Genomic DNA, 16181 nt, shown 5'->3' on the forward strand with positions numbered 1-16181 from the left:
CTAGCTCACAGCCTCAACCCGTGGCCGCAAGTCCTCCTCTGGCGGCATCCACTCGTGAGCGTGGGCTTCAACCTGTTCACCACTACGTATGTCTTTGACAGTGTCAGTTTCGCCCTCGTCAGATGGGAACCAGACGAAAGGAATGCCGCGTTTGTCTGCAAATTTAATTTGTTTGCCGAACTTCGCGGCAGACGGAGCCACATCGGTGGCAATACCCCGAGACCGTAGGTGCGCAGCAATCTCATCGGAGCGCTGGCGATCAGCCTCGTCTGTAACGGCAACGAGGACGGCGGTGGGAACTTTGCGGCTCGCGGCAACCATCGGGGCAGAGATCATGCGTGACACCAGACGCGACACGCCGATCGACAGACCGACGCCGGGGTAGGTACGTTTGCCGTCTTGAGCCAGGGAGTCATAGCGTCCACCCGAACAGATTGACCCTAAATCCTCGTGACCTTCGACTGCCGATTCATAAACCGAACCCGTGTAATAATCCAAACCGCGAGCGATCTTGAGATCGGCCACAATCGCGCCAGGCATGCGCTCACCAGCTCGATCAAGGAGCGCACACAACTCGTCCAAGCCCTCCATCAGCAGCTCTCCGGTGACACCCAGCGCTTCGATACTGCGTCGAATCACGTTGGAGTCGTCAGAACGAATCTTGGCCATAGCTAAAAGGGTGTCAGCCTGCTCACCGCTGATTCCTGCTGCCCCAAGTTCGGCAATGACTCTGTCAGCGCCGATCTTGTCCAACTTATCCAGGCCACGCAGAGCAGCTTCAACATCCTCAATTCCGACTGCCTCGCATACGCCCTGAACAACCTTGCGGTTATTGACAAAAACCGTGACCTGCGGGATCGGCAGCGAGTTCAAGGCTTGCGCCATGACCAAAGGCAATTCGACTTCATAGTGAAACGGGAGTTCCCCATTACCTACGACGTCAATATCGGCCTGCGTGAATTCACGGAAACGACCGTCTTGTGGCCGTTCACCACGCCAGACTTTCTGAATCTGGTAGCGCTTGAAAGGAAAATCCAACTCATTGGCATTTTCGATGACGTAGCGTGCGAATGGCACAGTGAGATCGAAGTGGAGTCCCATGCGCCGCTCTTTGGATGGGCGGCGTCCTTCCTGCGCATCCTTGACAGCCTGGAGACGGTCTAAAAGGTAGATCTCTTTGGAAGTTTCCCCCTTGGATTCCAATTGCTCCAGGGTCTCAACGGCTCGTGTTTCGATCCCACTGAACCCATGTAATTCAAAGATTTCACGCAGATGATCCAGAACAGCCTGTTCAATGATGCGCCCTTCGGGCAGCCATTCGGGGAATCCAGAAAGAGATGTACGTGCCATGAGGCCATTGTCCCATGCATATGCCGATCCGCTGAATCGAAAGTGGCACAACCACAACAGCGGTGCCCGGCCCTGATGCAGGACCGGGCACCAACAGTGTGCGCAGCTTCTTAACCAACGGTTCTTGCTCGGATCAGATAGGGATTGGAGGCAATCTCATGAGCCAGCTTTGACGAGGGACCATGCCCGGGAAGCAGGATCGTCTCTGGATCAAGAGCGTTGGAGATCGTACGAAGCGAATGCCGCATCTGTGTTTCATCTCCACCGGGCATGTCAGTCCTGCCCACTGAGCCCGCAAAAAGGACATCTGCGCTGAGTGCCCATGGGACGGGAATTTGAGAATCCACTGTGGCCTCGACTCCAAGGACCTCGATGTCGCAATGTCCGATAAACACTGCTGACCCTTCCGAATGACCTGGGGCAGGCACCATCTTCATCCAGACTCCCGGCACTACCTCTACCGAGCCAGCGGGAAACTCCACGAGGTGTTGAGGTTTGACCCACGGCCCGATATCAAAGGGAGGCGGCATTGGAATGTGCGCTGCCGGATCTTCCATTCGATACATATCAGGTCCGGGAACGTATACGGGAGCCTGTCCCCCCTCGGGTTGATCCCAGGATGCCACCTGCGCACAATCCCACACATGGTCAGGATGGCCATGTGTGGCCAGCACAGCCCCAACGCGAGCATTGCTTGCATCAAGGACCTTACGGATCTGACCTGTTATTCCAGCAGCCGGATCGACTACAAGAGCACCCGGGTGCCCGTCGGGTATCAAGATGTAGCAGTTGGACGCATAGTAGTCAGAGACAAGGATATGGATCCGCATATGGCTCACGCCATCGATGCGCGGATCTGATCAAGCCACGCCTTCTTTGTTGCTAACGTCTCTCGCACAGAGTCAGCCTTGCGAGTATCACCGGCGTTCTGGGCGGCCTCAAGATCGGATTCGAGTTGAGCGACCTGATCCTCGAGTTGGCCGAGCATACCCTCAGCTCGGGCCCTGGTCTCGGGATTGGTGCGCTGCCATTCCTTTTCTTCAGCCTGACGCACAGCATTCTCCACGGCACGCAGGCGCCCCTCAATACGGTGAACGTCAGCAGAAGGCACGCGGCCGACTTCGTCCCAGCGGTCCTGGATGTCACGAAGAGCAGCCTTGGCCTTGTCCAAATCAGTCACGGGAAGAATGGCTTCAGCGTCAACGAGGATTTTCTCCTTGGCTTCCAAATTCGCCTTGTACTCCACGTCCGTCGCTTCATCCTTGGCACGACGAGCGTCAAAGAATACCTGCTGAGCGGCGCGGAAACGGGCCCACAAAGCGTCGTCTTCCTTCCGTGAGGCACGCGGGGCAGCCTTCCACTGATTCATCAAATCACGGTAGGCGCCTGAGGTTGCGCCCCAATCAGTGGAGGTCTGGAGAGCCTCAGCCTGGGCGATCAGGGATTCTTTGATTCGTTTTGCATCGGACTGCGCCTGGTCAAGCTGGGAGAAATATTGACGACGGTGTCGGTCGAATTGTGTGCGAGCAGATGAGAAACGCTTCCACAACTCATCCTCGGTGCTCTTGTCGAGGCGCGGCCCCTTACGCTGCAGGTTCTTCCACTCCTCGAGCAGGTCACGCAGCTGCTGACCCGACTGCTTCCAGTGGGTCTTCTCAGGATCCTGGGCGACGATGGCTTCAGCTTTTTCCACGACTGCCGTGCGTTCAATGAGGGCGGCTTCGCGTGCAGCTTGACGCTGAGCCTTCGCCTCTTCCTTGCGTACCTGTGCCGCCTGGGCAACAGTTTCGACTCGCAGACGCAGTGCTGGAAGGTCACCAATAGCGTTGGGCTGGGCGACGGCCTCTTGGATGGTGACGAGGGTCTGATCGATGTCCTTGGGCGAGAGCGTGGACAGCCGGTCCTCGAAAAGTTTGACCGTCGCCTCGAGGTCGGCAAAGCGACGCTCATACAGTGCATACGGCTGAGCGGGAACCCCTTCCGGGTATCCTCCGATGAGTCGCTCCGAATCGCCGTCCTTGACGTAGACATTCCCCGATTCGTCAATCCTGGCAAAATCGTGGGCTGGCACTTCAGCGAAGGAAATCGTTGGCGCCGACGTTGGTTCGGCGCTCACATTTGCGCGGGTCTCCTCGGCTCCAGAATTATGCTCGGGCGCAGCCTGGACGATTGTCTGAGCGGCTGCATCGAAGTCAGTGGGATCGGTCTGCGGAATCGGAGTGTCGGTCACGATGTTCCTTCAAATGGACGAGGGGCTGTCCTAGCCCGGGCGCGTAGCGAGCATCTTCGTGATGCTCCGGTGCCGGTGTGGCACACCTCTCCTATCCTAGGACGAGGAAGGGCAGAAAGAACAGCGGAGTCCAAAAACCGCACACTGACTAGGAGTTGTCCGCTTGGCGAGTCTTGGGAGACTCCCCCGTGAGACGAACCGCCTCAAACACTCCGTCAACGCGACGCAACGCAGACAGAACCGCGTCCAAATGGCCCAAATCGGCAAGCTCAAAGCTAAAACGTCCGTTAGAGACTTGGTCAGTAGCGGTACTCATCGAGACAGACAGAATGTTGACGCCGTAATCAGACAGCGTCTTTGTCAGTTCGACAAGCAGACCTCCCCGATCCAACGCTTTGATTTCAATCTGAACCCGGAAGGGCAGGCCTGAACGGTCTGAATCCCAGGACACATCAACGAAGCGTTCAGGCTGTAATTCTTCGAGTCGCATGGCGTTGTGGCAGGTCGAACGGTGGACCGAGACCCCCGCTCCCCTCGTAATGAAGCCGACGATGTCATCTCCTGGTACGGGAGTGCAACACTTGGCCATTTTGACCCAAATCTCGTTGGCGTTCACCCCGGCAACTATGATTCCAGAGCCGTCAGCACCAGGGCTCCTGGGACGAGGAGCTCCCGGGGTGACTCCTTCGGACAGGGTTTCTTCCGTGCCGTCACCACCGCCGAGGTTCTCAACGAGTTTGGACACCACATTTTGGGGAGAAACATGATTCTCTCCCACAGCCGCATACAGACTCGATACGTCAGCGTGCCCTAAAGAGGTTGCAACCGAGAGGAGGCTCTCGTGGCTCATCAGCCGTTGAAGTGGCAGATTCTGCTTTCGCATTGCGCGAGCGAGTTGTTCCTTACCGGCTTCAATGGCTTCCTCGCGGCGTTCCTTCGAGAACCAGGCTTTAATTTTTGATCGCGCCCGAGGCGATGCGACAAACGCCAACCAGCCCCTTGATGGCCCAGCCTTGTCGGATTTCGAGGTGACAACCTCAACGGTTTCACCCGATTCTAGTTCGGTGTCCAGCGATACGAGGCGACCATTGACTTTGGCTCCAACAGTTCGATGACCGACCTCGGTATGGACCGCATATGCAAAATCAACTGGCGTTGCGTGGGCTGGCAGCACGACGACTTTGCCTTTAGGTGTGAACACGTAAACTTCGTCGCCAGCGATCTCGTAGCGCAAGGAGTCGAGGAATTCTTCTGGATCGCCAGTTTCGCGTTCCATCTCGACGAGGATGCGCAGCCAGTTGGCCTGTTCATCTGAACTCATCTGGTCAGGATCTGGGCCAACCGCATTCGGGTTCTGCTTGTATTTCCAGTGGGCTGCAACGCCGTGTTCAGCCCGCTCGTGCATTTCGAATGTACGGATTTGAATCTCGACAGGCTTGCCTCCGGGCCCCACCACCGTCGTGTGCAACGACTGGTAGAGGTTGAACTTGGGCATTGCAATATAGTCTTTGAAACGCCCCGGAATGGGACTCCATCGACCATGCAAAGCTCCCAGAACCGCGTAGCAGTCTTTGACGGTATCGACGAGGATACGCACTGCTACAAGGTCGAAGATTTCATCGAAGGCTTTGCCGCGTACGATCATCTTTTGATAGATCGAGTAGTGATTCTTGGGGCGTCCAGAAACAGTTCCTTTGGTTCCCGAACGACGCAGGTCTTCTTCGATCTGAGAGATCACCTCACGCAGATAGACATCGCGTTGAGGGGCGCGTTCGGCTACAAGATGATCAATCTCTTCATAGATTTCTGGATACAAGACCTTAAATGAGAGTTCTTCGAGCTCCCACTTGATCATGTTCATGCCCAGTCTGTGTGCCAGAGGAGCATAAATTTCCAGGGTTTCGCGGGCCTTGCCCTGAGCAGACTTGGCCGGAACAAAGCGCCAAGTGCGGGCATTGTGGAGGCGATCACCTAGTTTGATCAGCAGTACGCGGATATCGCGGCTCATCGCCACAAGCATCTTGCGCAGCGTCTCCGATTGGGCAGCCGCCCCATATTGGACTTTGTCGAGCTTGGTCACGCCGTCAACGAGATTAGCGATAGCCTCACCGTATTCCTCGGTGAGCTGTTCGACCGTGTAGTCAGTGTCTTCTACGGTGTCATGCAAAAGGGCGGCAACCAGCGTGGGTGTTGTCATGCCCATTTCTGCCAGGATCGTGGCGACCGCAACAGGGTGGGTGATATAAGGTTCCCCGGACTTGCGGGTCTGTCCTCGGTGGCATCGTTCGGCTGTGCGGTAAGCCCGCTCGATGACGCTGACATCCGCTTTCGGATGGTTTGCCCGAAGGGCACGAATCAGAGGTTCGATCTGAGGGATCGTCGGCTTGGACCGAGCGCCAAACCATACCAGGCCAGAGCGCACCAACGAGCTAGCGGCAGGAGGTCTGGTTCCCTTAGGCGAGGCATTTTCGGTCATAGCGTCATAATAACCGCGTGTGATCTGACGTACAGAATCGTATCTCAGACGAGAAGAGCCGACTCGACTCGAACACCTTCAAGTTGGCTTCGCCCATTAAAGGCCGCGAGTTCGAGAAGAACGGCCACAGCCGTAACTTCTGCCCCGCATCGCCGCAGCAACTCCACTGACGCTGAGGCCGTACCTCCGGTGGCTAAGACATCGTCGATGACGAGGACGCGCGATCCAGGAAACACGGATTCAGGATGAATCTCCATCCGAGCAGTCCCGTATTCGAGGGCGTAATCCACCCCGATGACATGTCCTGGTAGCTTGCCTGCCTTACGAATCGTCAGCATGCCAACTCCCAGTTCGGCTGCAAGCGGAGCGCCAAGAATAAAACCGCGAGACTCGAGGCCGGCAACAGCGTCAATCTTGCCGCGATAGTGGGCGGCAATGGTTGAAACAAGTTCTTTGAAAGCAGGTCCGTTGGCAATCAGCGGCGTAATATCTCGGAAGAGGACTCCCGGTTCGGGAAAATCCTCAACTAAGCCGAGGTTCTTCTCGACGAGGTCGCCAACGAGGTGCTTGAGTTCTTCGCTCACCGGTGAGACTTCTTCCGCTTAGGCTGGTGGTCGTTATTGAGGCGCTGTCCTGGTTTAATGGGCGCCACGCGAACCGCCTGAACGGACTCATTCGAAGGTGAAGCCCCCGAACGAGCCTTGCACACCAACTCATTGTGTTCGATGGTCTGCTTGGAGCGTTCCTTGAACAGAACCAGCAGCGGAGAAGCGATGAAGATCGATGAGTAGGTACCCGCGATCATGCCGATGAATAGTGCCATTGAGATGTCCGTCAGTGTGCCTGATCCCAGAGTGGCAAGGCCGATGAAAAGAATTGCTCCAACGGGTAGCAGAGCCACAACCGAGGTATTGATCGAACGCACAAGCGTCTGATTGACAGCCAGATTGACGTATTCGGCGAAAGTGAAGTGCTTCTGATCGAAGACTCCGGTTGTTAGTTCACGGACCTTATCGAAGACCACCACGGTGTCATAAAGGGAATAGCCCAGAATGGTCAGGAAGCCGATGACGGTGGCCGGTGACACCTCGAATTGGAGGACAGCGAAAACGCCAACGGTGACGGCAATATCGTGAGCCAGCGCCAAGAGAGCTGCCGCCGCCATCTGCCATGATCGGAAATAGATCGTCATGAGGATCGCGACCAAGACGAAGAAGATCACGAGGGACTGAGCGGCTTTGGCCGTCACAGATGCGCCCCACGAGGGACCAATCGAGGAAGACTGGACATCAGCTTCGGAGATGCCGTATCCCTGAGCCAGAGCGTCACGCAATGCGGCCGCATCAGCTGATTCGAGGGCCTCGGTCTGAATGCGCACACCATCGGTACCGACTCGCGTCACCTTCGTGCTTTCAGCAAACCCTGATTCGCGAACAATCTGAACAGCTTTCGTTTCGGACTGGTCGGATACGTTCGTGACATCGAATTGGGCGCCGCCGGTGAACTCAATCGAACGATTCAGACCAAGGACAGCCGCCAAAACAAAGCCCAGGACGATGACCGCTGCTGCGATCGACACGAACTTCTTGCGGTTGGGGACGACGGAATAGGACTTTTCCCCTGCGTACAGGGCATTACCCCACTGGGCGAAGCTCATCATCACTTCTCCCCTTCCTGATCCATGGACTGGGAGTCCGATTCGATCACGTCTTCACCGCTGCTGAGCGTTTCAGCTGCCGAAGCGTCGTCTTCTTCTTGCGACTGAGCTGCCTGGGCGGCGAGCCGTTCTTGTCGCCTGCGTTCAGCCAGTGACTTCGGAGCGGCCTCGTCCTCGTTGCTAGTGTTGCCAGCCAACGACGGGCTGGAGGCAGATGTTGCGCCCCTTGACACGACGCGACCACGACCGGCGTAAGCCAAAGACGAGGCTGCACCCAGCTTCTCCGGGTCGAGGCCGGAGAGCTTGTGCCCTTGACCGAAGAACTTCGTGCGAATGAGCATCTCCATTGCGGGGTGGGTGAAGAGGAAGATCACCGCAAGGTCGATCACAGTGGTTACGCCCAGGGTGAAGGCGAAGCCTTGAACACCGCCTACGGCCAACATGTAGAGAACGATGGCAGCCACCAGGTTCACGGCGTCGGAGACCAGAATGGTTCGTTTCGCTCGATCCCATCCTTCTTCAACGGCGGCAGTTAGTGGACGACCGTCGCGAACTTCGTCTCGGATTCTTTCGAAGTACACGATGAAGGAGTCAGTTGTGACACCAATCGCCATGATTAAGCCAGCAACGCCCGCCAAGGACAAGCGGTAACCCATACCCCATGACAGCAAGGTGATGGTCAAGTAGGTCACGAGCGTGGCAATGAGAAGGGAGCCGGCCGCAATGAGAGAGAGTCCTCGATACTGCCAAATCAGGTAGACGATGACCAGAAGGAAACCGATGACGCCGGCGTACAGGCCCATACGCAGGTGGTCAGAACCCAGGGTGGCTGAGATTTGCTGCTCGGATTCAACCTCGAAGTTCAACGGTAGTGAACCAAAGTTGAGCTGATTAGCCAGCGCTGTTGCCGAGCTAGCGGTGAAAGAACCAGTGATTTGTGCCTGGCCGTTGGTGATCACCGCGTTCATCGAAGGCGAAGTAATGACGACGCCGTCAAGAACCACCGCAAAGTGATTGCGGTCAGGGGTCCGGAAAGCGGAAGTTTGGCCCTCTGGGTCCGAGTCGTGGAAGGAGAAGAGAATCTGCGAAGAATCAGCAAAAGCCTTCGTGCCATCGCTATTGAATTGCAGATCGACTCCCCATTCACCTGTGGCCTGACCATTGGCCTGGACCTGGGCTGCGCCAGCCGCGACAAGATCAGAACCAGGAACGGTAACCGGCCCCAAAATGTACTTGTACATGCCATTGGCGTCACAAGCGGCATAGGGCTGTTCGGGCGTTCCTTCAGTGCGTCCCGCTACCGAACAGTCAAGCGTGTAGAAATCAAAAAGAACTTGTTCCGTGACCCACCCAAGATCGGACGCATTTTCTGGAGCGTCAGCCGGTTCGGCCGACAGCTGTCCATCCTGATCACGATCAGCCAGGGTCAAGGCTGTCTCTTCATCGATCGCACTGGACTGGACCTGGGGTGCAGATTGGGCGTTCTGTTCGCCAGACTGACTCGACTGGGCCGACTCAGACGACTCCTGTGTCGCTGACTGCGCAGCATCGTCACTGGTTTGCCCTGACTGTGGCGCTTGACTACTTGCAGCCGAATCCACGCTAGGAGCCTGCTCTGAGCCAGTAGTGGCGGTCGTCAGTGCCGAGCCGACCTGAAGGACCGGACGGAAGTTCATCTGCGATGACTTACGAATGAGATCCAGTGTCTCCTGGGAGGGACGACCTGGAATGGAAACCACGATATTTGACGTGCCCATTGAGGCAATCTCGGCCTCGGCCACACCGGAAGCATCGACGCGATTACGGATAATTGCGATGGCTTGCTCGATGTCGTCCTCCGTGATCTGACGTCCATCCGAATCAGCCGAGGTCGGCGTGAGGATGAGCTGGGTGCCTCCCTGCAGATCGAGGGCCAGGTCAGGAACATAGGACACGCCCTTTGAGGCGTTTCCGAAAATCAGCGTGCCAGCTGCCATCGCGATCGTAACCGCAAGGAAAACCAGCGAACGCAGGGGTCGGCGTTTCTTGGTAGCCACGTTATTTCTTTCTACGCACCCGCGAAGCGGGTCACTTGTTTTCGTCGGAGGACTGAGCCTCGTCAATAACCTCGTCGTTGGCAACGATCACATCGTCGTTAACCGGGCTGAGTCCTAGGACTGGTTGCTCATCTGGAGTTCCTTCGTCGATCACTTCGCCTTCAGATGCGAAGGGAGGTTCGGTACCGACCTCGCGCAGCATTGAGCGATCCCAGTACATTTCGGTGCCATCAACAGTTTCGAGGACGACGACATCACCGTCGGCATCGACAAAACGGCCCCAGAAACCAACCGCCGTGTGAACCCATGCGCCGGGAACGAGTTTTTCAAGCATTTCCTCTTCGCGCTTGCGCTGCTGTTCCATCATCCGCTTACGAGAGCGGTTGGAGTACCACATCATCGCGATGAAAACGACGGCGATAAGAATGTACATCGAGTACTGCTGGAACGCGGCGGGCATGTGAACTCTTTCGTTGACGTCGAAGCGGCCGCGCAAATGCGCGCCCGTTGCAGTGTAATGGGCGAATGGCTTCTAGGTCGATGTGACCGAAGCGCGGATGCAAATCCGTGAGCGAATCCATCGAAAAGAAGCCGTATTAATTGAAGAGCATCGTCTCCTGCGGCGGCGTTAATCCAAGGTGTTGCCAAGCTTTTGTTGTCGCTGCTCGGCCGCGATTTGTGCGGACCAGGAATCCTTCGCGCACCAAGTAGGGTTCGGCGACCGTCTCAACGGTCTCAGCTTCTTCTCCCACTGTGACTGCCAGCGTTGTCAGCCCCACTGGGCCTCCGGCGAAACGCTTGCATACCGCTTCAAGGACAGCTCGATCAAGACGATCCAATCCACTGCGATCCACTTCGAAGAGTTCAAGGGCTCCTTGAGCGGCTTCGAGCGTCAAATCACCATTGCCCCGCACCTGGGCAAAGTCGACAACTCTGCGCAGCAGACGGTTAGCAATCCGCGGAGTACCCCTTGATCGGGACGCAATTTCATGAGCTGCCTGTCCTTCGATAGGTGCTCCCAGTAAACCGGCCGAACGTGTGACTACAGATTCGAGTTCTTCTGTTTCATAGAACTCCAGGTGCGCGGTGAATCCAAAACGATCACGCAGGGGGGCGGGCAGAAGACCAGAACGCGTGGTTGCTCCGACAACAGTGAAAGGTGGCAGCGTCAGCGGGATGGAGGTTGCGCCAGGTCCTTTTCCGACGACCACGTCGACTCTGAAATCTTCCATGGCCAGGTAGAGCATTTCCTCAGCGGTGCGAGCGAGGCGGTGGATCTCATCGATGAAGAGAATGTCGCCTTCCTGCAGGCCCGACAGAATTGCGGCTAGATCGCCAGCGTGCTGAATTGCGGGTCCGGAAGTTAGGCGAAGGGAAGTTCCCATCTCGGCGGCGATAATCATGGCCAGCGTTGTTTTGCCAAGGCCAGGGGGCCCTGCCAGCAAAACATGATCGGGAGCCACTGCTCTGGCACGCGCTGCGTCGAGGACGAGCTGAAGCTGGTTACGAACGACCTGCTGGCCGACGAATTCGCTGAGTTTTTTCGGACGCAGAGCCGCCTCGGCAGCTCTTTCAAGTTCACCAGCGTCTGGGGCAACGATGCGCAAGGCATCAGACATGTCCATTGACTCAGCGTCGAATTGTTCAGCCACGGGTGCCTCCCAGCTTCACAAGTGCAGCTTTGAGCAGTTCCGAGGGGCCCAGGCCTTGGCCGGTGAGCGGCTCAAGGGCTTTTGCTGCCACTGCTTCGCTCCAGCCGAGTGAGATCAGCGCTGCTTTGACTTCTGGTTCCGCTTCGTCGGGGCTTCCTGAAGTACGAGCCGGCGCTTGTTCCAGCGACGCGGGTTGGCCGAGTTTGTCGCCGATTTCGAGGGCGAGGCGCTTGGCTGACTTTTGCCCGACTCCCGGGATGCGTTGGAGCATGGCGATATCTTGATCTCGCACTGCTCTGCGTAACTCATCGGGGCTCAGAACGGCCAAGGAGGCCAATCCGATCTTTGGTCCGATACCCGAAACGGTCATGAGAGTGTCGAAGACGCGTTGCTCGTCGGCGGTGAGGAACCCGAAAAGAGTCATCGAATCTTCGCGGACAATCATCGAGGTATGAAGGATCGTTTCTTGTCCAACAGCCAGATTTTGAGCGAGTGCAGGAGTGATGTGGACACGGAATCCAATGCCTGAGGCAGTGAGGACGACGGCTTCGTCGAGGCCAATACTCTCGACTGTTCCTCTCAGCTGTGCAATCACTGCTTCCTCCTGACGATGGAAACCATCCCATATGCGAACACCTGTACGATCCTAGCGGCGTTTGAGCCGAGGATCGACTGCACCTGTACGGCGTTGCGCAGCCGCAGCCTCGGCCCACACCCTTTGCGCAGGCGTCATCTGCCCCTTCGAGGTTAATCGGCCCGACAAAGAAACAGACACCTGTGAATCATCGCCTGCTCCCAGCAGGCCAGTTCCCCGCCATGCGTGACAGATAGCAATGGCAAGAGCATCTGCCGCATCAGCAGGCTTTGGCGGTTTTGCCAGCCGCAAGATTCTGGTGACCATTGCCTGGACCTGAGCCTTGTCAGCATTGCCATTGCCCGAGACCGCTGATTTAACTTCAGAAGGAGTGTGCACCGCCATAGGCAGCCCCGCGCGTCCAACGCAGGTCATTGCCGCGCCCATTACTTGCATAGTTGTGGTCACGGATTGGAGGTTGTCTTGGGCGAAGACTCTTTCGATCGCAACGACCTCGGGTTCGTAAGTTGCGATCACGTCATCGATTGCGTCGGCGATGGTGCGCAGCCTGAAGTGTGTCGCAAGGTCTTGCTGGGATCGAGCTACAGACACGTGGACCAAAGTGGCACGTCGGGCTGCGTCGACGTCGATGACGCCGAGGCCGCATCGGGTGATACCCGGGTCGATTCCCATCACGCGCATGTTCTTGGCCTCCCATTGGAATCTGCGGGCGCCGGATCCCTCCGGCGCCCGCAGATGTCACGTCTTCTTGAAGAAATCTACTGGTTTCTACTCAGCGTCTTCGAGCTCAGCACGGACCTCGTCAGACAAAGACATATTGGTGTAGATGTTCTGAACATCGTCGGACTCTTCGAGGGAGTCGATGAGGCGTTGGACTTTGAGTGCCCCTTCAACGTCCATCTCGACCTCGGTGGAGGCAACGAACTGAACTTCCGCGGAATCGTAGTCGATACCGGCCTCTTGCAAAGCAGTACGAACAGCCACCACATCTTGTGGTTCGGATTCGATGACGAAGCCATCACCAGTGTCTGTTACTTCCTCGGCGCCAGCGTCAAGGACGGCTTCCATGATGGTGTCTTCATCCACACCGTCAGAGGCTGCTACCTCGACGATGCCACGACGAGAGAAGAGGTAGGCGACGGATCCTGGATCGGCCAGAGAACCGCCGGAACGGTTGAAGCCGAGTCGCACATCGGAGGCTGCACGGTTCTTGTTATCCGTCAGACATTCGACAAGCAGAGCCACACCACCGGGGCCGTAGCCTTCATACATGATGGTTTCGTAGGAGGCTCCACCGGCTTCTGCACCGGAGCCACGCTTGACCGCGCGATCGATATTGTCGGCCGGGACCGAGTTCTTCTTCGCCTTCTGGATCGCGTCGTACAGGGTCGGGTTGCCAGCAGGGTCGCCACCGCCGGTTCGGGCTGCAACTTCAATGTTCTTAATGAGTCGCGCGAAGAGCTTGCCGCGCTTGGCGTCAATGGCCGCCTTCTTGTGCTTGGTGGTCGCCCACTTAGAGTGTCCCGACATCAGTGCTCCCTCTGGGGATTGATTACATTCGACGCAATTCTAACCATGTGCGCCGCCAGCCCTCGGCCCAGGTTCATTGCTGGCCTGCAACTAGTGACGAAACTCTAAGCAGACAACTCTTGGTGGACAACGTGAAGCGAGCACATTTCCAAGTCGAGATCTGACCACTGGCCGTCAAACTCCAAAATCAGCGCCGTCGCTGTGGCAACGCCCCATCCGATCTGGGCGCGCAGGTCTGGAGTCACCAGTGCAGCCCCAGCCGACGATACTGTTGGTTCGTGCCCGACAATCATGGCAACGTCACCGGTGAAAGATCGTGCTGTTTCAATGAAGGAATCGATCTGACAAAGATACAGGGACAGGTCGTTCCAGGTTTCTTCAATGACGAGGTTTCGCCGTAGAGCCGCCGCCGTTTGGACGGCCCGTGTGGAAGCCGAGACCGCGCACTGATTGACGACGGGAACGACGTCGGCAAGTTGGCGTCCCAATCCTGCGGCTTGCGCAGCTCCCACCCTGGTCAGTGGACGTTCAAAGTCGGATGCCGCGTTGCCTGCCTGTGCGTGGCGGACGAGGATGAGGGTGCGTTTTTCCATGCCTGTGAGATTACAGTTATCCAGCGAATGGAGGTAGGTATGGCTCTAGCGCGTGGCCCCGAAGATCTTGCGTGTTCGGCCAGAGGATGCCAGTCGCTGGCAACGAGGGCGATCGTGTGGCGCAATCCTGCGATTGGAAGAAAAAGAACCAAGATATGGCTGTCGTGCGATGCGCACATTGACTTCTTAGCCGACTACATGAGGTATCGGTCTTTCCCCTATCGCATTATCGATGTGGCATTGAGGGATGATCCGAGGGCGACGTCTCTCGATCAGATGCCTTTAAGTCAAGAGATTGCTGATTTCTAACGCAGCTAATCCGGTTAATACAGCGACAAGGATGGAGACTCCAGTACCTATGAGGAAGCGTTCTGCTGCGGCCGGATTTTCCCTGAGTTCCGGATATCTACCCAGTCCTTTAACGGCGATGACTGCTGAGATGAGAACTGGAGTTCCCGTAACAATGCACAGGTAGACGGCTATCCTTTCAAGGATTCCGATCCATCTTCCGCCTCGTAGGATATGACTGGGTTGAGGTTGATACTCAAGAAGACGAGCGGGGCCGTCGGCAGATTCAACCGTTGTACTGGCCGCATCGGACACGCGCGCAACACGTAGAACCAGGATTGTCAGCGCCCATCCAAGTGCGACAGCCACAAGCAATCCGGAAAAGAACACGAGAAATTGAGTCCAAGTCATCGTGAGATCCTTTTCAGGAGTTCAAGTGCTAATCCATATGTCCCCGCTTCTTCTCTCCACGCAGAGGCCTGAAGAGATTGGGAGATTGTCTGCGCTGTTACTGCCAGCAACTCGGCTGCACCCTTACCGCTGCCTCCTTCGATGAAAGCATCAATAATTTCCCATTGTCGAGGGGTACGTCGCTGAGCTAGAGCTGCATAAAGTTTGAGTAGTGATTCGAGTTGGCTAGCTTCGATCGGATGACTTTGAGAGCGAACAGCAATGGAGTTGAGTTCGGACTTCGCTGCCTCTACAGCTTCTCGAGCCGCAATGAATGCTGGCCCCGATCCTGCCCGAGGGGTATCGCCAGCGGGCACTGTTGCTTGTCCTGCGCCGATGCCAAGATGCCAATGTCCATCACGTATGGCCCATAGGATCACCCTGAGAGCATCACCTGGATCGCTAAAAACTCCTTGAGCCTCATCCCCGGCTGTCCGTTCGAGTAGCTGTGTGGTGGATGTTGTTAGCGTTTCAAGGAGTGTTGGAATGCGATCGAATTCGTGACGCGAGTTCACTTGATCGACAGTGATGACAATCATTGAAGCATTTCACCCCTTCAGCTAATCAGCCACCAAAGGCTGATTGACCCTAAATCAAGCATATTTGACTGACTCTAATTTCATCAAGCTTAAAAGGCTGATTGATTAGGGATGCTCCACTCGTCAATAGGACGATCGTTCCACGTTCGCGCCGTCAAAGCACCAACAAGCTGGCTGACCGAGGTCGGCTGAAAATGTGCTGGCCAGACTAGAACCACTGTTCCCGTGTTCCCCATGAAGTGATTCATCACCAGCTCACCATCAACATTTTGAGCCAAAGTGGGAGCCAATAGACGCAGCATTGCCCCATGAGCCACGCACACTCCAACGCCTCGTTCCCCGCCTTCTTGGCGCACACGACTGGCCACTTCAAGGATCACAGGCAGCACGCGAGCCAAGGCTTCGCGCCCCGTCTCTCCTCCCCCCATGCGAAGGCTGTGGCGTCCTCGCGCCCAGGCACCTGTGCCCTCGATATAAGCCATATCGGAGACAACATCATCGTTCATCTCAATATCTCCGCTGCGCAGCTCGCGCAATCCTGATCGCAGGAGTGGTTCGATCGCATACTTGCGACATAGAGGAGCCGCAGTCTGGCGCGTCCTCGTCAATGGCGACACCGCCACAACAGTTGGCGGGGCGGCCACCTCTAACTCCCAGCGCGCAGCAAGGCGATCTGCCTGGATCAAACCTTCTTCACTCAGAGGCAGCCCCGGGCGGGACGTGTCAAGAGCTCGCACCCGATTAGCCGGAGTCTGACCGTGTCGCACAAGAACAATTTCCATCGG

General features: G+C 56.6%; 17 protein-coding genes. 1 reads left to right on the top strand and 16 read right to left on the bottom strand.

Annotated elements, in window-relative coordinates; translation table 11 throughout:
* The 13 genes from hisS to G439_RS0103945 all read right to left on the bottom strand — a co-directional run bounded on the left by hisS (position 1) and on the right by G439_RS0103945 (position 14119).
* Positions 1-1350: a histidine--tRNA ligase gene (gene hisS / locus G439_RS0103885; RefSeq protein WP_022867877.1), complete on the bottom strand. Its 1350-nt coding sequence runs from the start codon at positions 1348-1350 to the stop codon at positions 1-3.
* 110 nt (positions 1351-1460) lie between these two features.
* Positions 1461-2180, bottom strand: a complete 720-nt coding sequence (locus G439_RS0103890) for an MBL fold metallo-hydrolase (protein ID WP_022867878.1) — start codon at positions 2178-2180, stop codon at positions 1461-1463.
* A gap of 5 nt (positions 2181-2185) precedes the next feature.
* The gene (locus tag G439_RS0103895) at positions 2186-3580 is read right to left on the bottom strand and encodes a DUF349 domain-containing protein (RefSeq protein WP_022867879.1); all 1395 of its coding nucleotides are present in this window, start codon (positions 3578-3580) and stop codon (positions 2186-2188) included.
* 148 nt (positions 3581-3728) lie between these two features.
* Entirely contained in the window at positions 3729-6056 is a 2328-nt protein-coding gene (locus G439_RS0103900; protein WP_026459368.1) for a RelA/SpoT family protein, read from the bottom strand.
* A gap of 44 nt (positions 6057-6100) precedes the next feature.
* Positions 6101-6640: an adenine phosphoribosyltransferase gene (locus G439_RS0103905; RefSeq protein ID WP_022867881.1), complete on the bottom strand. Its 540-nt coding sequence runs from the start codon at positions 6638-6640 to the stop codon at positions 6101-6103.
* Complete coding sequence (gene secF / locus G439_RS0103910) at positions 6637-7716, bottom strand: protein translocase subunit SecF (protein ID WP_022867882.1); 1080 nt, start codon at positions 7714-7716, stop codon at positions 6637-6639. The genes G439_RS0103905 and secF overlap by 4 nt, the downstream gene beginning before the upstream one ends.
* Entirely contained in the window at positions 7716-9749 is a 2034-nt protein-coding gene (secD, locus tag G439_RS0103915) for a protein translocase subunit SecD (RefSeq protein WP_022867883.1), read from the bottom strand. Before secD ends, secF begins: the two co-directional genes overlap by 1 nt.
* Before the next feature lie 31 nt (positions 9750-9780).
* Positions 9781-10209: a preprotein translocase subunit YajC gene (locus G439_RS0103920; protein WP_022867884.1), complete on the bottom strand. Its 429-nt coding sequence runs from the start codon at positions 10207-10209 to the stop codon at positions 9781-9783.
* Positions 10210-10345: 136 nt separating this feature from the next.
* The gene (gene ruvB, locus G439_RS0103925; protein WP_424133826.1) at positions 10346-11374 is read right to left on the bottom strand and encodes a Holliday junction branch migration DNA helicase RuvB; all 1029 of its coding nucleotides are present in this window, start codon (positions 11372-11374) and stop codon (positions 10346-10348) included.
* Between the two features lie 19 nt (positions 11375-11393).
* Positions 11394-11996, bottom strand: a complete 603-nt coding sequence (gene ruvA, locus G439_RS0103930) for a Holliday junction branch migration protein RuvA (protein WP_022867886.1) — start codon at positions 11994-11996, stop codon at positions 11394-11396.
* 51 nt (positions 11997-12047) lie between these two features.
* A complete protein-coding gene (ruvC, locus tag G439_RS0103935) occupies positions 12048-12677 on the bottom strand; it encodes a crossover junction endodeoxyribonuclease RuvC (RefSeq protein WP_022867887.1) in 630 nt (209 codons plus the stop codon).
* A gap of 87 nt (positions 12678-12764) precedes the next feature.
* Positions 12765-13526 (bottom strand): YebC/PmpR family DNA-binding transcriptional regulator, encoded by a 762-nt coding sequence (locus G439_RS0103940; RefSeq protein WP_022867888.1) that lies wholly within the window; start codon positions 13524-13526, stop codon positions 12765-12767.
* A 104-nt stretch (positions 13527-13630) separates the two neighbouring features.
* Positions 13631-14119 (bottom strand): SixA phosphatase family protein, encoded by a 489-nt coding sequence (locus G439_RS0103945; RefSeq protein WP_022867889.1) that lies wholly within the window; start codon positions 14117-14119, stop codon positions 13631-13633.
* A 39-nt stretch (positions 14120-14158) separates the two neighbouring features.
* Here G439_RS0103945 and G439_RS12350 point away from each other — a divergent pair, with 39 nt between their 5' ends.
* Complete coding sequence (locus G439_RS12350; RefSeq protein WP_083940774.1) at positions 14159-14428, top strand: hypothetical protein; 270 nt, start codon at positions 14159-14161, stop codon at positions 14426-14428.
* On the opposite strand, the gene G439_RS11090 is transcribed toward G439_RS12350, so the two are convergent.
* The 3 genes from G439_RS11090 to G439_RS0103960 form a co-directional block, all read right to left on the bottom strand.
* The gene (locus tag G439_RS11090) at positions 14402-14818 is read right to left on the bottom strand and encodes a hypothetical protein (RefSeq protein ID WP_022867890.1); all 417 of its coding nucleotides are present in this window, start codon (positions 14816-14818) and stop codon (positions 14402-14404) included. The two genes, G439_RS12350 and G439_RS11090, sit on opposite strands and share 27 nt — an antisense overlap.
* Entirely contained in the window at positions 14815-15396 is a 582-nt protein-coding gene (locus G439_RS0103955; protein ID WP_022867891.1) for a hypothetical protein, read from the bottom strand. The genes G439_RS11090 and G439_RS0103955 overlap by 4 nt, the downstream gene beginning before the upstream one ends.
* Positions 15397-15485: 89 nt before the next feature.
* Entirely contained in the window at positions 15486-16178 is a 693-nt protein-coding gene (locus G439_RS0103960; RefSeq protein ID WP_022867892.1) for a histidine phosphatase family protein, read from the bottom strand.
* Between the last annotated feature and the right edge of the window lie 3 nt (positions 16179-16181).

The sequence above is a fragment of the Schaalia vaccimaxillae DSM 15804 genome (assembly GCF_000420425.1).
Classification (GTDB): domain Bacteria; phylum Actinomycetota; class Actinomycetes; order Actinomycetales; family Actinomycetaceae; genus Pauljensenia; species Pauljensenia vaccimaxillae.